The 18,014-nt window shown below is 60.8% G+C and carries 21 protein-coding genes; 11 read left to right on the top strand and 10 right to left on the bottom strand.

Annotated elements, in window-relative coordinates; all coding sequences use genetic code 11:
- Nucleotides 1-32: 32 nt before the first annotated feature.
- The gene (locus tag FHT69_RS09045; protein WP_063475424.1) at nucleotides 33-350 is read right to left on the bottom strand and encodes a hypothetical protein; all 318 of its coding nucleotides are present in this window, start codon (nucleotides 348-350) and stop codon (nucleotides 33-35) included.
- A gap of 213 nt (nucleotides 351-563) precedes the next feature.
- Between FHT69_RS09045 and FHT69_RS09050 the strand changes: the two genes are divergently transcribed.
- The 5 genes from FHT69_RS09050 to FHT69_RS09070 all read left to right on the top strand — a co-directional run bounded on the left by FHT69_RS09050 (nucleotide 564) and on the right by FHT69_RS09070 (nucleotide 6,137).
- Nucleotides 564-890, top strand: a complete 327-nt coding sequence (locus FHT69_RS09050) for a hypothetical protein (protein ID WP_028757671.1) — start codon at nucleotides 564-566, stop codon at nucleotides 888-890.
- 177 nt (nucleotides 891-1,067) lie between these two features.
- Nucleotides 1,068-2,519 (top strand): cryptochrome/photolyase family protein, encoded by a 1,452-nt coding sequence (locus FHT69_RS09055; RefSeq protein WP_183905385.1) that lies wholly within the window; start codon nucleotides 1,068-1,070, stop codon nucleotides 2,517-2,519.
- Nucleotides 2,516-3,853 carry an NAD(P)/FAD-dependent oxidoreductase gene (locus tag FHT69_RS09060; RefSeq protein ID WP_063475423.1) on the top strand — a complete coding sequence of 446 codons (1,338 nt, stop codon included), beginning with the start codon at nucleotides 2,516-2,518 and terminating at the stop codon, nucleotides 3,851-3,853. Before FHT69_RS09055 ends, FHT69_RS09060 begins: the two co-directional genes overlap by 4 nt.
- Nucleotides 3,850-4,755, top strand: coding sequence for a DUF1365 domain-containing protein (locus FHT69_RS09065; protein WP_183905242.1), 906 nt, complete (start codon nucleotides 3,850-3,852; stop codon nucleotides 4,753-4,755). Before FHT69_RS09060 ends, FHT69_RS09065 begins: the two co-directional genes overlap by 4 nt.
- Before the next feature lie 122 nt (nucleotides 4,756-4,877).
- Entirely contained in the window at nucleotides 4,878-6,137 is a 1,260-nt protein-coding gene (locus tag FHT69_RS09070) for a cyclopropane-fatty-acyl-phospholipid synthase family protein (protein ID WP_183905243.1), read from the top strand.
- Here FHT69_RS09070 and FHT69_RS09075 read toward each other — a convergent pair whose 3' ends face one another.
- Together FHT69_RS09075 and FHT69_RS09080 are read right to left on the bottom strand one after the other, a co-directional pair.
- Nucleotides 6,138-6,971 carry an SDR family NAD(P)-dependent oxidoreductase gene (locus tag FHT69_RS09075; RefSeq protein WP_063475421.1) on the bottom strand — a complete coding sequence of 278 codons (834 nt, stop codon included), beginning with the start codon at nucleotides 6,969-6,971 and terminating at the stop codon, nucleotides 6,138-6,140. It lies immediately after the preceding gene.
- Between the two features lie 98 nt (nucleotides 6,972-7,069).
- The gene (locus FHT69_RS09080; RefSeq protein ID WP_176707380.1) at nucleotides 7,070-7,729 is read right to left on the bottom strand and encodes a ChrR family anti-sigma-E factor; all 660 of its coding nucleotides are present in this window, start codon (nucleotides 7,727-7,729) and stop codon (nucleotides 7,070-7,072) included.
- 223 nt (nucleotides 7,730-7,952) lie between these two features.
- On the opposite strand from FHT69_RS09080, the gene FHT69_RS09085 reads away from it, so the two are divergent.
- From FHT69_RS09085 to FHT69_RS09100, 4 genes are read left to right on the top strand one after another with little or no spacing between them, the layout of a single operon-like run.
- A complete protein-coding gene (locus FHT69_RS09085) occupies nucleotides 7,953-8,990 on the top strand; it encodes a cysteine synthase A (RefSeq protein WP_029867991.1) in 1,038 nt (345 codons plus the stop codon).
- A gap of 6 nt (nucleotides 8,991-8,996) precedes the next feature.
- The gene (locus FHT69_RS09090; RefSeq protein WP_047614697.1) at nucleotides 8,997-9,734 is read left to right on the top strand and encodes an alanyl-tRNA editing protein; all 738 of its coding nucleotides are present in this window, start codon (nucleotides 8,997-8,999) and stop codon (nucleotides 9,732-9,734) included.
- An 18-nt stretch (nucleotides 9,735-9,752) separates the two neighbouring features.
- The gene (sseA, locus tag FHT69_RS09095) at nucleotides 9,753-10,622 is read left to right on the top strand and encodes a 3-mercaptopyruvate sulfurtransferase (RefSeq protein ID WP_183905244.1); all 870 of its coding nucleotides are present in this window, start codon (nucleotides 9,753-9,755) and stop codon (nucleotides 10,620-10,622) included.
- 5 nt (nucleotides 10,623-10,627) lie between these two features.
- Nucleotides 10,628-11,188 carry a GNAT family N-acetyltransferase gene (locus FHT69_RS09100; protein WP_063475417.1) on the top strand — a complete coding sequence of 187 codons (561 nt, stop codon included), beginning with the start codon at nucleotides 10,628-10,630 and terminating at the stop codon, nucleotides 11,186-11,188.
- 27 nt (nucleotides 11,189-11,215) lie between these two features.
- Here the strand turns inward: FHT69_RS09100 and FHT69_RS09105 are convergent, their stop codons facing one another.
- Complete coding sequence (locus FHT69_RS09105) at nucleotides 11,216-11,383, bottom strand: hypothetical protein (protein ID WP_176707379.1); 168 nt, start codon at nucleotides 11,381-11,383, stop codon at nucleotides 11,216-11,218.
- 48 nt (nucleotides 11,384-11,431) lie between these two features.
- On the bottom strand, nucleotides 11,432-12,220 hold the full coding sequence (locus FHT69_RS09110; protein WP_183905386.1) for a class I SAM-dependent methyltransferase: 789 nt from the start codon (nucleotides 12,218-12,220) through the stop codon (nucleotides 11,432-11,434).
- 281 nt (nucleotides 12,221-12,501) lie between these two features.
- Here FHT69_RS09110 and FHT69_RS09115 point away from each other — a divergent pair, with 281 nt between their 5' ends.
- On the top strand, nucleotides 12,502-13,005 hold the full coding sequence (locus FHT69_RS09115) for a DUF1203 domain-containing protein (protein ID WP_028757377.1): 504 nt from the start codon (nucleotides 12,502-12,504) through the stop codon (nucleotides 13,003-13,005).
- 122 nt (nucleotides 13,006-13,127) lie between these two features.
- On the opposite strand, the gene FHT69_RS09120 is transcribed toward FHT69_RS09115, so the two are convergent.
- From FHT69_RS09120 to ald, 5 genes are all read right to left on the bottom strand, one after another.
- A complete protein-coding gene (locus FHT69_RS09120; protein WP_028757378.1) occupies nucleotides 13,128-13,412 on the bottom strand; it encodes a DUF1330 domain-containing protein in 285 nt (94 codons plus the stop codon).
- A 61-nt stretch (nucleotides 13,413-13,473) separates the two neighbouring features.
- Nucleotides 13,474-14,022, bottom strand: coding sequence for a flavin reductase family protein (locus tag FHT69_RS09125; RefSeq protein WP_183905245.1), 549 nt, complete (start codon nucleotides 14,020-14,022; stop codon nucleotides 13,474-13,476).
- Nucleotides 14,023-14,089: 67 nt separating this feature from the next.
- Nucleotides 14,090-14,839, bottom strand: coding sequence for an SDR family oxidoreductase (locus FHT69_RS09130; protein ID WP_028757380.1), 750 nt, complete (start codon nucleotides 14,837-14,839; stop codon nucleotides 14,090-14,092).
- A 250-nt stretch (nucleotides 14,840-15,089) separates the two neighbouring features.
- Nucleotides 15,090-16,019, bottom strand: a complete 930-nt coding sequence (locus FHT69_RS09135) for a helix-turn-helix domain-containing protein (protein WP_028757382.1) — start codon at nucleotides 16,017-16,019, stop codon at nucleotides 15,090-15,092.
- A gap of 228 nt (nucleotides 16,020-16,247) precedes the next feature.
- Nucleotides 16,248-17,366 carry an alanine dehydrogenase gene (gene ald, locus FHT69_RS09140; protein WP_183903510.1) on the bottom strand — a complete coding sequence of 373 codons (1,119 nt, stop codon included), beginning with the start codon at nucleotides 17,364-17,366 and terminating at the stop codon, nucleotides 16,248-16,250.
- A 155-nt stretch (nucleotides 17,367-17,521) separates the two neighbouring features.
- Here ald and FHT69_RS09145 point away from each other — a divergent pair, with 155 nt between their 5' ends.
- Entirely contained in the window at nucleotides 17,522-17,983 is a 462-nt protein-coding gene (locus FHT69_RS09145) for an Lrp/AsnC family transcriptional regulator (RefSeq protein ID WP_028757384.1), read from the top strand.
- The last annotated feature ends 31 nt before the right edge of the window (nucleotides 17,984-18,014 follow it).

An 18,014-nucleotide genomic window follows, 5' to 3' on the forward strand; every position in this document is an offset into this window, starting at 1 on the left:
CCTGCGGGCTGGAGGCTGCGGAGAGGCTTCGCCTAAAAGGCTGTGCTGGCGGTCGTGGTGATCAGGTCGCAGGAGAGCCGGAGGCCGATCGGATCGTGGCAAAGATCATCCGCGGCGCCGGCGAGTTCCAGTCCGGCTGGAGCGTCGGCACGCAGGTAGGTCTGTGTGGTCAAGTCGACGCGCACCGGAACGGCGGTCCAGAGCGAGGGACGGCTGACGTTGATCGCGGAAATTTTAGTCTTGTCATTCCTGACGGCGTAAGAGGCGACCGCCATGCCGCTCACCGTCAAGGTGAGTGCAAGTGCGATCTGGAGACCGAGATCTGCGGCTTCGCGAAAGGAGATGAACATTGCGGCCTCATGCCACGGTTTTTTAGTATCTCCGCATGCAAGTAGGGCATGCGCTGGCACCGATCCAGCGACATCGCCCGTTAAGGTTTACGCATAACCATGTCGGCTACGCCGTGCGACTTGAATGCAGGTTTTCGGCAAATTTCGGAACAATGATTCAGCCCGGCAGTTACATCAGGGTCATCCAAGATGAAAATCCAAGGAGGATATCCCATGTCTAGATCCCTTATCGCCGCTTCGTTACTCGCGATCGGCATGGCGTCGTCGGCCTTTGCCCAGTCGAACCCGGATCCGATCGGGCCGACGAATGGCGGCTCGACCGATCCGAGCTCGGGTACCTATTCGTCCGATTACACCAACGATGACAATGGCATACGCCCGGTCCCCGTCTCGCCGGTCGATCCGATGACGACCCAGAGCATCGGGCGGCCGCAGACGATGGAATGCCCCGGAATGCCGCAACAGATGTCCGGCGTCGACACGCGCGGCGGCCAGAGCGGTGCATCGATCAGCGAAGCCTGCCGCGAATACGACAACTGAGCGGACAGTCCCCCGCTCTGAGCATGTCGCACAAACGTGCGCCATGCTTGAAAAAGGCCGGTTCACACCGGCCTTTTTCATGACAGCCATGAAAGCTTTTCTTTCGGATGAAACTTTTGATCCGCGTGTTCCGTACCTCCGTAACAGCTTGAAAGAACACGAACGGGAATGGCTTCATTGGCAAAGGACACGGCAAAACCTGTTATCCTCTGGTTTCGCAAGGATTTGCGCCTTGACGACAACCAGGCTCTCAACGCCGCCCATCACTCAGGACGGCCGGTCATCCCTCTCTATATCAGAGAGCCGCAGGCGGCAGGCACCGGTCCACTGGGTGCCGCGCAGGCCTGGTGGCTGCACCATTCGCTGGCAGCGCTGGACGGCTCGCTGGGCAAGCTGCAGGGGCGGCTGGTGCTGGCCAGCGGCGATGCTCTTGCGGTGCTCTGTGCCCTGATCCGGGAAAGCGGCGCGGAAGCCGTCTTCTGGAACCGGCGCTACGATCCATCCGGAATGTCGATCGACATCCGGATCAAGCACGAACTGGAGAAGCAGGCAGTCGAAGCGAGAAGCTTCGGCGGTCAGTTGCTGCACGAACCTTCCCAGCTGATGACCGGCAATGGCACGCCCTATCGCGTCTATACGCCATTCTGGCGCGCGCTGGAGGGCGGCTGCGAACCGGAGCCGCCGCTGGATGCGCCGGCGAAACTGCTTCTCGCATCGCAACGTCCGAAGTCGGAAAGGCTGGAGAGCTGGAAGCTGCTGCCGGTGAAACCGGTTTGGGCGGGCGATTTCGCCGATCTCTGGACACCTGGCGAAGAAGGCGCCCGAAAGAAGCTCCATGCTTTCGTCGAGGACGCACTCGACGGCTACAAGCAAAACCGCGATTATCCGGCAAGACCGGCAACATCGATGCTGTCGCCGCATCTGGCTCTCGGCGAGATATCCCCTGCCCGCATCTGGCACGCGACACGCGGCCTGTCAAAACGGGTGCCGGCAACCGATATCGTGCATTTCCGCAAGGAGATCGCCTGGCGCGAATTTTCCTATCACCTGCTCTTCCATTTCCCGCGTCTTGCCTCGGCCAACTGGAACGATCGTTTCGACGGCTTCGAATGGCGCAACGACGGCGAAGATTTCAAGGCGTGGTGCAGAGGGCTGACCGGTTATCCGATCGTCGATGCCGGCATGCGCCAACTGTGGCGCCACGGCTGGATGCACAATCGCGTGCGCATGATCGTCGCCTCCTTCCTTATCAAGGATCTGATGATCGATTGGCGACGCGGCGAGGCCTGGTTCCGTGACACGCTTGTTGATGCCGATCCCGCCAACAATGCGGCAAGCTGGCAGTGGGTGGCAGGCTCGGGAGCCGACGCCTCGCCGTTCTTCCGCATCTTCAATCCGGTGCTGCAGGGAGAAACCTTCGATCCCGGCGGCGACTATGTCAGAGCTCATGTGCCGGAGCTTCGAGGGCTCGGGGCAAAATACATCCACCGGCCATTCGAGGCGCCGCAAGGCGTGCTCGACGAGGCCGGCATCACGCTGGGCCAAACCTATCCGAAACCGATCGTCGATCATGCGAACGCGCGCAACCGAGCGCTCGCCGCCTACAACGCCATGAGGGATGCCGCATGAACGCGCATGTCCGTCCCGCATCGCGCCGGCTGAAGATCGCCGTCATCGGCTCCGGCATATCGGGCGCCTCCGCTGCCTGGGCGCTGAACACCGTGCACGACGTCACGCTCTACGAGAGCCAGGCGCGGGCCGGTGGCCATACGGCGACCGTCGACGTCGATTACAACGGCTTTCGGATTGCGGTCGACACCGGCTTCATCGTCTATAACGAACAGAATTACCCCAATCTGACGGCGCTGTTTGCCGAGCTCGGCATTGCGACGCATGCCAGCGACATGAGCTTTTCGCTCTCGCTCGACCACGGCAGGCTGGAATGGAGCGGCGGCGGACTGTCCTCGGTCTTCGCGCAGAAGCGCAACCTGCTGCGGCCGTCATTTCTGTGGATGATCCGCGAGATCCTGCGCTTCAACCGCAGTTGCCTCGAAGATCGGGCCGCTGGCCATCTCGCCTCACGCTCGATCGGCGATTATCTCGACTGGCGCGGCTTCTCGCCCGGTTTCACCAACAATTATCTGGTGCCGATGGCGGCGGCGATCTGGTCGACGCCGTCCGCCCGCATGCTGCAGTTTCCGGCCGAGCACTTCGTCAATTTCTTCGACAATCACCGGCTGATCTACCGCCGGCAGCACCAGTGGCGGACGGTCACCGGCGGCAGCCGCACCTATCTCGACCGGCTGCTTCGACCCCTCGGCGAACGGGTGAAACTTTCCTGCGGCGTGCGCGCCGTCATCCGCTCCGAGCACGGCGTGACGCTCATCGACGAAACGGGCGGCGAACACCTGTTCGACAAGGTGATCTTCGCCTGCCATAGCGATCAGACGGCACGCCTGCTCGCCGATGCCAGCGATAGGGAAAGCAGGCTCTTTGCCGCCATTCCCTACCAGCCGAACCGCGTCGTCCTGCACCGCGACCAATCGTTGATGCCGCAGCGGCGCAAGCTTTGGGCCTCGTGGAACTATTTGCGCTCCAGCCGTGAAGAGGGAAATGCCGGCGTTGCCGTCACCTACTGGATGAACCGGCTGCAAGGCATCGACGACAATTTTCCGTTGTTCGTCACTCTCAATCCCGACCGGGAGCCGGAACGTGACAAGGTGTTTGCCGAATTCACCTACGACCATCCGCAATTCTCGGCGGACGCCATGGCTGCACAACAGGCGCTTGTCACCATTCAGGGACAAAGCCATTGCTATTTCGCCGGCGCCTGGACGGGCTACGGATTCCACGAGGATGGCCTCGTTTCCGGTCTGGCGGCGGCGGAAGCCTTGGGCGGGATCATACCCTGGCGAACTACCCGAACCGCCATCCTCAAGCCTCAACCGGACGTGGCGGCATGACAGGGCGCGGCGAAAAACACGGCATGAATACGATGACCAACGGCCCTCCACCAGATGCCGCGGCAACGCTCTATGTCGGCGACATCATGCATCAACGGATGAAACCGTTCGGTCACCGCTTCCGCTACCGCGTCTTCTCGCTGCTCGTAGACCTCGACAGGCTGGATGAGGCTGGCAGGCTATCGTCGCTGTTTTCCGTCAATCGGCGCAATCTTGTCTCGTTCCACGAGAAGGACCATGCCAGTGGCGGGAGCGCGACGCTGCGCGCCTATGTCGACCGGCTGTTCGCCGAGACGGGGCTCGACCGCGCGGACAGGATCCTGCTCGTCTGTTACCCCCGAATTCTCGGCTATGTCTTCAACCCGCTCTCTGTCTATCACGCCTATGATGGCGGCGGCGCACTCGTCGCGATGATCTATGAGGTGCGCAATACGTTTGGCGAGCGGCACAGCTATGTCTGTCCCGTCGGCCCCGGTGAGATGTCGGAAAGCGGGCTTCGCCAGAGCTGCGACAAGCGCTTTCACGTTTCGCCCTTTATCGACATGGCGGCGCGTTATCATTTCCGCATGCTGCCGCCCGGTGCCGAAATCCGCTGGCGCATCCTGGAAAACGATCATGAAGGCCCGCTTCTCTCGGCGACATTTTCCGGACGACAGGTGCCGTTGACCAGTGCCTCGCTGCTCACGCTCACGGCGCGCATCCCCTTCCTCACCTTCAAGATCGTCGCCGGGATCCATTGGGAGGCGCTGAAATTGTGGCTGAAGGGCGCGCGCTACATCAGGCGTCCGGCACCGCCCCCTGAAGTAAGCGTCCGACAGCCCCGCCCGCTTGCGGAAGCGGCGGAACGACATGAGAGCCTCGCCTGCCCCGCGCAAAGGAGCCGTAACTTTTTGAACTGCTAAATCTATTCCGATTTCGGGAATTATGCGGTAGCGTTCGATGCAATGGCCGAGGGGGCGGCCACGCATATCATAATGGGTGTATCGTCGTCCCTAACCGGCACGGAAATGCTGGAGGAGAAAAGATGAGCAAGGCGCAGGATTGGAACCTGCTGGCTCGTGATGCGGTGACGCTGACGGCCGAAAATATGTCCCGCATAGTGAAGGGTCTGCCCTTCAAGGCAAGGCTAGCCCTGCGCGGACTTCTGCACATGCAGCACGGTTCGCTTGCCGTCACACTCCCCGACGGCCGCAGGCTGCTGGTCGAGGGCAAAAAGGCGGGACCGAAGGCGGCACTCCACCTCCGCAACTGGAACCTTGCCTATAGGGCGCTGACGAGCGGCACGATCGGTGTCGCCGAAACCTATATGGATGGCGACTGGGACAGCCCCGACATCGCCGCCTTCCTCGAGCTCTTCCTCGTCAACGGCGAGGCCGCGCACAGCTATGCGCATGGCAAGGGCGGCCTCGGCCGCCTTTTCGAGCGCGTCCGCCATTGGATGAACGCCAATACCAAGACGGGCTCGAAACGCAACATCTCCGCCCATTACGATCTCGGCAACGATTTCTACAGGCAATGGCTCGATCCGAGCATGACCTATTCCTCAGCGCTCTATTCCACAGGCGCCAACGACCTGCAATCGGGCCAGAATGCCAAATACCGGGCGCTTGCCGAAGCGACCGGCATCGGCCCCGGCGACCACGTGCTTGAGATCGGCTGCGGTTGGGGCGGTTTTGCCGAGTTTGCCGCAAGCGAGCTGAACTGCAAGGTAACAGGCCTGACGATCAGCCGCGAGCAACTCGCCTTTGCCGAGGAGCGCATCCAAAAGGCCGGCCTCGACGACCGCGTGAAATTCCGCTTCCAGGATTACCGCGATGAAACAGGCCTCTACGACCGGATCGTCTCGATCGAGATGTTCGAAGCGGTCGGCGAGAGGTACTGGCCATCCTATTTTTCAAAGCTCAGGCAATGTCTGAAGCCGGGCGGCAAGGCCGGCCTGCAGATCATCACCATCCGGCCGGAATCCTTCGACCAGTATCGCAGCAACCCCGACTTCATCCAGAAATACGTCTTTCCCGGCGGCATGCTGCCGACGCGCAATCATCTGGCCGAGCTTGCCGGCAAGGTCGATCTGTCGCTGGTCAAGGATTTCGGCTTCGGGCTCGACTATGCCCGCACGCTGGCCGAATGGCGCGAACGCTTCTGGTCGGTCTGGGAGCGCATCCGTCCGATGGGCTTCGACGAGCGTTTCAAGCGGCTCTGGGAATTCTACCTGTTCTATTGCGAAGCCGGCTTCCGCGCCCGCAACATCGATGTGCGCCAGGTCGTGTTCTCGCGCCGTTGATCATTCCGCCGGATGCGGCGTCGCCGGATGGTGACCAGCCAAGGGCGGCCGCTCCCGCCAGCCGGTCGCGCGGTTCACCAGCGCGAAATAGGCGCTGTAAGGCAACAGGCGTCCGAGCTTCAGCATGGTGGTGAAGCGCTTCGGGAAGGTGATCTCGAAGACCTGCGATTTCAACCCGGCAGCAATCTGCCGGGCCGCCTCCTCGACCGATACCAGGGCCGGCATCGGAAAGGCGTTCTTCCGCGTCGCCGGCGTATCGACGAAGCCCGGGCTGACGAGCTGGATGCGGATGCCCATCTTGTCGAGATCGAATTTCAGGCTCTCGGTCATATTGATCAACGCCGCCTTGGTGGCGCCGTAGGCAGCCCCTGTCGGCAGGCCGCCATAGCCGGTGACGGAGGAGACGATGGCGATCTGCCCCTGCCCCTTTTCCTTCATATGGCGGATTGCCGGCAACAGGCAGTTGACGACGCCGGAAAGATTGACGGCGAAGCTCTTCTCGAAATCGGCGCGGTTCAGATCCTCGGCATGAACAGGCAGGTAGACGCCGGCATTGAGGATCGCCATGGCGAGCGTGCCGTGCTCATATTCGATGGAAGCCATGATATGTTCCATGTCCTCGGCATCGGTGACGTCGCCGTCGAGAACGACAATACTGCCGGAAAGGCCGCTGGCCTCGGTCTGCAGCTCGACCAGCTTTTCATGGCTTCTGGCAGTGACGGCGACCTTGTATCCTTCGCCGGCCAGCTTCAGCGCCAGCGCCCGGCCGATGCCGGAACTCGCGCCCGAGATCCAGACGATTCCATGTTCGGGACGGGCGATGAAATCACGCATGACATGTTCCTCCGGGCTGCCTGATCAATGTGAAAACAGGTCCGGAAGTTCCTCACCTCTCCCGGATTTATGGCTCTATCACACCATTGTGGCTGCTTTCAGCCGATCAGGTCGCCGATCAGCTGACGAAAGGATCCCGTGAGCCTGACCGGCCCGTCGGAAACGGCAAAGGCGATGCAAGGCCTGTCCTTTTCGGCGACCGGCCGATGGTCGACCGTCTCGTCGGCAATAGAGATGTCGCCGGGGCCGAAGCGGCCGCGTTCATCGTTGAAGGCGCCGTCGAGAATGAGGATCAGTTCCATGCCTTTGTGGGTGTGCGCCGGCAAGGCGCGACCCGGACGGATCCACATCAGGTTGACCTCGCAGCCGTCCATGTCGAGCGGATATTCCCTGAAGCCCGGCAGCCGCGTGCGCCAGGGCACATCCTCGGCCTCGAAGCCGACGAGATCGCGCAAGGCTTGGGGAAACAGCGCGTTTTCCGGCCGCGCCGCCGCCGGTGGCGGCGTTCCGGGAGATGCAGAGGAAAAGATCGCCGCAAGCCGCCCGTTGCGATCGGCAATAGCCGCTTCAGGCACGTTTTCCAACGCTTCGCCGGCCAGCAGCTCGAGGCTGTTCACCAGGATGCGATTGTCCGGTTTCATTTCGAGATGAGACTGTACCAGCACGCGCGCCGGCTCGGGCAAGGAGCCGGCAACATAATGCGCCATCAATGCATCGATCGTGTCGATCTGCTCGTGAACCATGTCTGTTTCGGTCACGCCCTGTTGCCGCGCTCCGTTTCGCTTTGTCGTCATCCGTACGGGGAAAGTCAATCTTCGGATCACCCTCACAGGGCGGGAACGCGGGCCGTACACAATTTCGGTGAGGAAAGCGAAATTTTATCGTGTCCAACAGAGGCGTGGAATAGCTTTTCTTGCCAACCCAGCCTTGTGAAGGGAAAAGACCGTTCCTAAAGTAAGAGTTCGAATAGAGGCAGATTCCATGACCTTCCACCCCTCGGTCCTCGAAGCCATCGGCAACACGCCCCTGATCAAACTCAAGGGCGCCTCAGAGGTGACCGGCTGCACCATTCTCGGCAAGGCGGAGTTCCTGAACCCCGGCCAGTCGGTGAAGGATCGCGCCGCGCTTTACATCATCCGCGACGCAGAGCGGAAGGGACTGCTTCGTCCGGGCGGCGTCATCGTCGAAGGCACGGCCGGCAATACCGGTATCGGCCTGACGCTGGTCGCCAAGGCGCTCGGTTATCGCACCGTCATCGTCATCCCGGAAACGCAGAGCCAGGAAAAGAAAGACGCGCTGAAGCTGCTCGGCGCCGAACTGGTCGAAGTGCCCGCCGTTCCCTACAAAAACCCGAACAACTATGTGAAGGTATCCGGGCGGCTGGCAGAACAGCTGGCGAAGACCGAGCCGAACGGCGCAATCTGGGCAAACCAGTTCGACAACGTCGCCAACCGTCAGGCGCATGTCGAAACGACCGCCAAGGAAATCTGGAAAGACACCGACGGCAAGGTCGACGGCTTCATCTGCTCCGTCGGCTCCGGCGGCACGCTGGCCGGCGTGGCGGCCGGCCTCAAGGCTTTCAAATCAGACGTCAAGATCGGCATCGCCGACCCCGACGGCGCTGCACTCTATGAATTCTACCAGAACGGCACGCTGAAATCCGAAGGATCCTCGATCACCGAGGGCATCGGCCAGGGCCGTATCACCGCCAATCTCGAGGGCTTCACGCCCGATTTCTCCTATCGGGTCTCCGATGCCGAAGCGCTTCCCTATCTTTTCGATCTCGTCGAGAACGAGGGCCTGTGCCTCGGCGGCTCGACAGCCATCAACATTGCCGGCGCGGTCAATCTCGCCCGGGATCTCGGCCCCGGTCACACGGTGGTGACAATCCTCTGCGACTACGGCAACCGCTATCAGTCGAAGCTCTTCAACCCGGATTTCCTGACGTCGAAGGGACTGCCCGTTCCGGGCTGGATGGCCAAGTCGCCCGATATCCACGTTCCCTACGAGCCCGCGTGAGACCCCATGCCCGTTAATGCCCTCTATCGTGACGACTTCTATCTCTCGACGTGCGAAGCGGTCGTCACGGCCGTTCACGAAGACGGGGGCATCGAACTGGATCAGACCTGTTTCTATGCGACATCAGGTGGCCAGCCTGGTGATACCGGTGAGTTCGAACGCGCCGACGGCAGCAAGATCGCGCTCGGCCAGACGAAGCATGGTCCGAGCAAGGATATCATCATCCACGTGCCGCTCGAAAACGAGCCGAGGCCTGTGATCGGCGAAACGCTGGTGCTGCATGTCGACTGGCCGCGCCGCTACAGGCTGATGCGCATGCACACGGCCTGCCACCTGCTTTCCGTCGTCTGCTCCTATCCGATCACCGGGGCTGCCGTCGGCGAGGAGGAGAGCCGCGTCGATTTCGACATGGCCGAGACGATCGACAAGGATGAGGTGACGGCCAAGCTGATGGAACTGGTCGGTGAGAACCATCCGGTCTATCTGCAGTGGATCACCGACGAGGAGCTTGTGGCCAATCCCGACATCGTCAAATCGAAGAATGTACGCCCGCCGATCGGGCTCGGGCGCGTCAGCCTCGTCTGCATCGGCGAGAACTCCTCGATTGACAGCCAACCCTGCGGCGGCACACATGTCTCCGAGACCCAGGAAGTCGGCCGGATCCATATCGCCAAGATCGAAAAAAAGGGCAAAGAGAACCGGCGCTTCCGCATCCGCTTCGGCACGCCCGGCGACGAAGCCTGACCATCAAGGGAGACCATCATGAGTGAGACCAAGAGCCGTTTCGTCGTTTCGGCCGATTGGCTGCAGTCCGAACTCGGGAAAGCCGATCTGCGCGTGCTGGACGCCTCCTTCTATCTGCCGGCGCAAAAACGCGATGCGGATGCCGAATATGCGGCCGGCCATATTCCCGGCGCCATCCGCTTTGACCAGGACAAGATCGCCGACCATTCGACATCGCTGCCGCATACGATCCCCTCACCCGACTATTTCGCTGCCGAAGTCGGCCGGCTCGGCATCAGCGAGAAGGATCGGATCGTCGTCTATGACGGCATCGGCCTGTTCGCCTCGCCACGCGTCTGGTGGCTGTTCCGGGTGATGGGGGCAAAGAATGTCTTCGTGCTCGACGGCGGCCTCGATGGCTGGAAGGCAGAAGGCCGTCCGCTGGAAACCGCAGCACCCAAGCATGCGCCGGCGACCTTCACGCCTGACTTCGACGAAAGCCGCGTGGTGACGCTCGATAGAATGCGCGACATCGTCTCCAGCGGTGCCATGCAAATCGCCGATGCCCGCAGCGCCGGCCGCTTCGCCGCCGCCGAGCCCGAGCCGCGTGCCGGCATGCGCTCCGGCCATATGCCGGGCGCCCGCAGCCTGCCTTCCGGCGTCTTTGCCAACCAGGGCCGGTTCAAATCGCTGCCCGAACTCAGGCAGACGATCGAGGATGCCGGCATCGATCTTTCGAAGCCCGTCGTCACCTCTTGCGGCTCGGGGATCACCGCAGCGATCATCACGCTGGCGCTGGAATCGCTCGGCCATAACGACAACAAGCTTTATGACGGCTCGTGGAGCGAATGGGGCAGCCGTGACGATACGCCCATCGTCACCGGTCCGCCGACACCGGTCAAAGCCTGATCGCCATGGGGAAGACACCTGCTTCGCTGAAAGCTCACATCACCCGGCTCGAAATGACGTCGCCGCCGAAGGCAAGCATGCCGGTGCCCGTCAATATCCAGACGGCGATCATGCGCGCTCCCCAGATTCCGCTACCCTTCTATCGTTATCTCTACCGGCAGGTGGGCGCGCGCTGGCAATGGGTGGACCGGTTGCGCATGAGCGACGAGCAGCTTGCCGAGACACTGAAAGACAAGCGCAACAATATCAGCGTTCTCTATGTGAACGGCGCACCCGCCGGATTCTACGAATATTTCTGCGAAGACGAGGATGTGATCGAGCTCAGCCATTTCGGCCTGATCGAACATGCGCTCGGTCTCGGCATCGGCAAATGGTTCCTGCTGCAGGCGCTCTATGCCATCTGGTCGCTCAATCCGAAGCGGGTCACCACCACCACCAACAATCTCGACCACCCGCGCGCGCTGCAGCTCTATCAGATGTACGGCTTCTCCCCCGTCTCCACCGGCACCGGAATCGTCCGGCCGCTGAGCGACAAGGAGCTTCTGGAGCTCGCGCGGAAAAGTTGACGGCCTCCTCCCGACATAGTTGGATGACTAACGCGGTGTAAGGCTGTTCGGGCGGCGCGGATCGTTGCGGCGCTCGAAATCGAGCGTGCGGCCCGACTGTTCCTTGAGCTCCGCCACCTCCCGGCGCAGAGCCCTGAGTTCTTCCAGTATTTCGGCATTCTGTTGCGCCAGCAGCGCGAGATCGATGTCGGCCAAGGGTTTCTCCTTTTCGTCATGCAGTGTTGCGGCGGACCCGGAAAGGCTCTAGCCGTGCCGGTGGCCGGTGATCAGCCATGCGCGCGAATCGAACTGAATTCCATGGGATGTCTGGTGCGCTCGCAGCATGTCGAGTAGACGCGCCCGTATTTCGGACGCAGCAGTGGGATGATTGAGAGCCGTCTCGACATTTTCAAATGTCTGAATAGTCGCCAATGCAGTCTCAGGATCCGGACCGTAGAACACAGGCTCGCTGATTTCACGAAACTCGACGGCAGTGAACCCGGCCGTCTCGAGCAATCGAGACGTCACCGAGGGTTCGCTCAGTGAAAAGGCTTTGCCGGCCGCAACCGGACCGGTTGAATCCGGGTCGAGCGCCTCATGTATAGCGGTCGCCCACTCATTGCGATCTCTGCCCTGCCAGACCATGAAAACGAAACGCCCGCCCGGCCGTACGGCGTTGGCGATATTGGCGAAGGTGGCCGCCGGATCGGCAAAGAACATGACGCCAAATCGGCTGATGCAAAGGTCGAACTCCCCTTGTGCGAAAAAATGGTTCTGTGCATCCGCCACTTCGAACGTAACATTGGACAACCCCTCCTCGGCGCTGCGGCGACGGGCGACGTCCAGCATCGTCACAGACAGGTCGATTCCATGCGCTCGTCCTGTTTCTGTAACACGAGCGGCATCACGAGTGGTTTGTCCGGCGCCGCAACCGATATCGAGCACACAATCAGACTGCCCAACCGCGGCGGCGACCCGAAAATGCGCGTTATGAAGAGCAAGCTCGGCATCATAGAAGTCCGCGAAATTCAATGCCGTTTCGTCAGCCATGATCTATCCCTAGAAACCGAAATTCGTGAGGAGTTAGCCGCCCGGCCCGCGCAGCCTCTCAAACCGAGCATGGGCCGTACATGTACCGTCCCGATCGTGTATCACGGGATGAAGACGCCAGACATACCCGCCGCGGCGACGAGAGACACGATTGACGCGACGATAGCATCATACCGCCAGAAGCTAGCTGGCCTATGATCGCCCAATGCCTGCGGCGCGCAAGAAACGGGTGGCTTGCACGCTCGTCCGGGTGCATTTCATGGCAATCACAAAGGAGATCTGCCATGACCGCCATTCGTTTTGTCGCCATGCCGACGACCGACGCCGAACACCTCTGGAACGGCGGGCGCGACGCCTATGACAGGCTGCCCGAGACGATCGTTTCCGATGGTCCCGGCCATCCCTGCCGCCACTGCCTTCAGAATATCGATGCCGGCAAGGCGTTGCTGGTCTTCGCCTACCGGCCCTTCCCGAAGCTGCAGCCCTATGCCGAAACCGGCCCGGTCTTCCTGCACAAGCAACCTTGTGCACGTTATGCCGCCGAAGAGATCATGCCGCCGGTGCTGACGACGAGTCGCGACTTCATCGTCCGCGGCTACAGCGAGAACGACCGCATCGTCTACGGTACCGGCGCGGTGACTGAGATCGGCGATATTCCGGCCTATGGTGAAGAGCTGCTGGGACGATCTGATATCGCCTATGTGCATGTGCGCTCCGCGCGCAACAACTGCTTCCAGTGCCGGATCGACAAGGTAAAGGCGCCGGCCCTGGCGGAGGCTGGCGCCTGATCGGCGGCCGTCGAGGCGCAACAAGAAGTCGTGAATTCGCCGGCACGCTCCTTCTGCTGTAATCGGCGGGCCGTCTCGGTTTCCCCGGACGAATGCTGCCAGGATCGCGCCCTCGAATGTTATCAAACGCCGCGTAAAGCAATGATCCGCGAACCTGCGGCAGCCTGCCGTTGGTGTGCGAGCGGCGCATATTCGGGCGATGCAAAGAGACCACGGATGGCATCCATATCGAGAAACTCGATGATCAGCATATTCGTCGCCTGCCAGCCTTCGAGTTCGAGGGGGGCGTCATCGAGAGCGATGAGACGGCCGCCGGCCTTTGCCACCAGAGGCAGGGCCTTCGAACGGTAATCGGCAATGGCTTCGGGGTCGTGGATATCAAGATCGACAACGAGGTAGGCGGACATGATTATATCCTTTCAATCAATGTGAAGTTTGGGATGTGTGTTTTGCGTGCGGCGGCGCGCCTTATGGCAAGTGCCGCCACTTAACCATGCGCTTCCGGAGATCAAGTGTGCCGCCATCCACGGTGAAGCTGCCGTCGCCACGATGATGCATGGTCCGCCGTTCCTTGCGGGTCTCGTCGATCCAGATCCTCTTCGCTTCGAGGATGAAGAGATTGTATCGATCGACGAGGCTCGGATCGGCAAGACGGCATTCGATATTGGCAAGGCAGTCCACCAGCAACGGCGCCGCGACATCCTTTGCTGGACGAGTCCCCAAGCTGAACCGCTCGAACTTGTCCACCGTGTCACCGGAGCAATTGCCGATGTCCACCACGGTTTCGGCAAGATCGGTGGCTGGAATCGCAATCACGCATTCGCCGGTCTTTTTCAAAGTCTGGTAGCTGAAGTCCCAGGGGCCGATGACGCAACCGATCAGCGGCGGTGCGTGCTGGACCATCATGTGAAAACCCATTGTCATCACATTGGGCGTTCCCTCAAGGCTCGTCGTCACAAGAACGATCGGGCCCGGTTCGAGCAGGCGATAGGCCTGGGAAGCGGAAATCTCTTTCATCGTGCGGTTCCTTCGCGAGTCTCTTCCCCGCACGTATGCAGGGAAGCTGAAAGACCTTCTGGCGTGGTTACCAGCCCTGTTCGACCGGCAGAACGAAGAGTTCCGCGACATTCACATGTGCGGGCGCCTGCGCCGCAAAGACGATGGTGTCGCCGATGTCCTCGCCCTGCAGGAACGTCATTTGCTTGGCAAGATCGTCCATCTGCTTGATATAGCCGGGTTCGGTGATGTGATCGTACAGCTCGGTCGCCACGGCACCCGGCTGGATGCAGGTCACCCGAATATTGTGCTTCTGGCCCACTTCCATGCGCAGGCCGTCGGAGAACGCGGCCACCGCGTGCTTGGTGGCGCAATAGATCGACAGGCCTTTGAAGACCTTGCGGCCAGCGATCGACGACATGTTGAAGATGTGGCCGGAATGTTGATTGATCATCTGCGGCAGAACGGCAGCCGTGGTATTCAGCAGGCCCTTCACATTGACGTCGACCATCCGGTGCCATTCGTCGACTTTGAACTGATCGACATCCGAAAGCGGCATCAGACCGGCATTGTTGACGAGAATGTCGATCGAACCATAGGCACCCAACAGCTTTTTGACGCCGGCTTCGACGGAGGCTGGATCGACCACGTCCATTTCGATCACAAGGGCTTCACCGCCCCTGGAGGCGATCTCCTTTTGGAGGCCTTCAAGTTTGTCGGTGCGACGGGCGGCGATCCCAACCTTTGCGCCGGCCTCGGCGAGCTTCAACGCGGTAGCGGCGCCGATGCCGCTCGAGGCGCCGGTGACCAGCGCGATTTTTCCACTGATATTCGTCATGGTTTATCTCCTTGTCTGGCGCCCTTCCAACCGAAAGGACGGTCGTGTTCGACAAGGAGGAACATAAGGAAGCGGGCATGATCCCTCTCTCGGGACCTTGCGGGACCTGTTGGGATCTTGCTCAAAACCGCAAGGACCAAGCTGAATTCCTAAAGCATGCCACGCAAAACTGTGCAGCGATTTTGCGAGACATGCGCAAAAACAAAGGCCTAAAAGCGCAAGGAGCCAATCTGAAAGATCGCGACGCGTTTTAACTGCGACGGTAGTCGCTGGGGGAGACGCCGGCCTCCCGGCGGAAAATCTGAGCAAAATGGCTGGGGCTCGAATACCCCACGGACATGCCGATCTCGATGATGCTGGTGCTGGTTTCCTGCAGAAGTTGCTGGGCTTTGGCTATGCGTTGGCGAATGAAGTAATGGGATGGGGAAAGGCCGGTGGCTTTCTTGAAGAGGCGGCTGAAGTGAAAAGCGCTCATGCCGGCCGTTTGCGCCAGACGTGCGAGATCAAACGGCTCTTGAAGGTTGGCTTCCATGAATGCGATGGCCCGCCGTAGCTTGGCGCCCGGGAGGGCATTTGACGGCCGTGTCTCTGCATCAAATGTTGCATATTGTCGAATAAGATGAACAGCGAGCGTCTGCGCCAATCCCTGCACGAAGAGCCGACTTCCCTGCCCTTCTGCCGTCAGTTCAGCATGGATCAGTTCCAGCATGGTGGAAAGATGCTGGTCGCGGCCGCCAGATACGTCGCGCAGGCGCATGGCGCTGGCAGCCTTGCCGAGAACCCCTTCCGCCACCCGGTCGAACAACGGAACGGAGAGATAGAGATGCATTACCTGGAAAGGTTCGTCTCCCTCGGCATGCCAGCGCATTTCGTATGGCGTGGGCGACCGCGTCAGAAAAAAGTCCCCAACTTTGACTGTATTGGCCTCCCACTCCCCGCCCAGATCGCGTTCCTCGACACATGCTTGGCCTGAGATCACCCAAACAACGAGAGGCTCGGCGACTGCCGGAACAAGAAAGGGGTGTTGCACCTTCAGGCGGGAAAACACCTGCACGAATATGTCGGTCCAGGCTGGGCCATCCCCGCTGACGAGTGTTCTGCCGGCAATATATGTTTCGAGCCCGGTCGGTGACGTTCGAAGCGGAACCGGCGATGTTTGCTCTCGACTCTCAACCGTCATTGCTGCTCCGTTTGGATGGCGACTGCACATCGGCATGATACGATGGCAACTGTTCGGGAGGGACACAACTCATCGCGCTGCCTGACGAGGAAAAACATAGCTCCAACGCCGCCGACGGTCGCGGTTCGATTACAGGTGCGCCGTCATACAAAGAAGGCGGCATCCCTTCGGATACCGCCCTGCCGATCGAAGAATAATGCTGTAAGCCATCACCTTGAGTGAGATAGCTTACGCTACGTTCAGTACGCTCTCCGGCGCGAAGGCTTCGTAACCCAGTGCGTCGGCGACCGGCTTGCTGGTGATGCGGCCCTTGTGGACGTTGAGACCATTCCTCAGATGCTTGTCTTCGGCGATGGCGCGCAGGCCGCGATCGGCAAGCGCCAGACCATGAACCAGCGTGGCATTGTTCAGCGCATGCGCCGAGGTGACCGGCACGGCGCCCGGCATGTTGGCGACGCAATAATGCACGACGCCGTCAACCTCATAGGTCGGATCGGAATGGGTCGTCGCATGCGAGGTCTCGAAGCAGCCGCCCTGGTCGATGGCGACATCGACAATGACGGAGCCCTTCTTCATGCCGGAAAGCATTTCCCGGGTGACGAGCTTCGGAGCGGCAGCGCCGGGGATCAGCACCGCGCCGATAATCAGGTCGGCCGAAAAGACTTCCTCCTCCAGCGCCTGGATGCTGGAATAACGGGTGTGGATGCGGCCGGAAAAGATATCGTCGAGTTGGCGTAGGCGCGGCAGCGACCTGTCGAGGATGCTGACATCGGCGCCGAGACCGGCGGCCATGCGGGCCGCATGCAGGCCGACGACGCCGCCGCCGATCACCGCGACCTTGGCCGGCAGCACGCCGGGTACGCCGCCGAGCAGGACGCCGAGGCCGCCGTTGGCTTTCTGCAGCGCGGTCGCTCCTGCCTGGATCGACAGGCGTCCTGCCACTTCCGACATCGGCGCCAGCAGCGGCAGGCCGCCGCGCTCGTCGGTCACCGTCTCATAGGCAATCGCGGTCACCCCGGAGGCGATCAGACCCTTGGTCTGTTCGGGATCCGGCGCCAGATGCAGATAGGTGTAGAGAAGCTGACCGTCGCGGAGTTGCGCCCATTCAGAGGGCTGCGGCTCCTTCACCTTGACGATCATGTCGCACTTTTCGAAGATATCTTTAGCAGAGGCGGCGATCTTGGCGCCAGCCGCAGCATAGGCGGCATCATCGGCGCCGATGCCGGTGCCCGCCTTGGTCTCGACCCAGACTTCGTGCCCGTGGGCGACATATTCGCGCACCGAAGCCGGCGTCAAGCCGACGCGATATTCATGATTCTTGATTTCCTTCGGGCAACCGACACGCATTGGCGTTCCTCTCATGTCACTCCGCAGTCGCGGATCTCCTCAGACGATGAATCCAATCATCAAGGCCACGAAATGTCCTTGCAAAGACGATTTGCACAGATGCGTTTTTTCGGTGATTATTGTGCAATGCCCCTCCTTTTTCGAAGGTTCTTCGAATGGCCGATCTCGACACCATCGATCTTGCGATTCTGAAGGTGCTGCAGGCCGATGCCCGCATCACCAATGCCGAGCTTGCCGAAAGGATCGGACTGTCGCCTTCGGCCTGTTCACGCCGGCTCGACATCTTGGAAAGAAGCGGCGTCATCGACGGCTACCATGCCCGCCTTTCGCACAAGGCGCTCGACTACAAGATGATCGCCATCGTGCATATCTCGCTCTCCGGCCAGTTCGCCAAGACGCTGGCCGAATTCGAAGCGGCGGTGAAGCTCTGCCCCAACGTGCTCGTTTGCTACCTGATGTCGGGCGAATACGATTATATCCTGCGCGTCGCCGCGCGCGATCTCGAGGATTATGAGCGCATCCACCGCGACTGGCTGTCTGCCCTGCCCCACGTCGTCAAGATCAATTCCAGTTTCGCGCTCAGAGAAATCATCGACAGGCCGAATGTCGGCCTTTGAGGCCTTGCATATTCATTGAAAGCCTGCCCAG

It is taken from the genome of Rhizobium sp. BK008 (assembly GCF_014197345.1).
Classification (GTDB): Bacteria; Pseudomonadota; Alphaproteobacteria; order Rhizobiales; family Rhizobiaceae; genus Rhizobium; species Rhizobium anhuiense.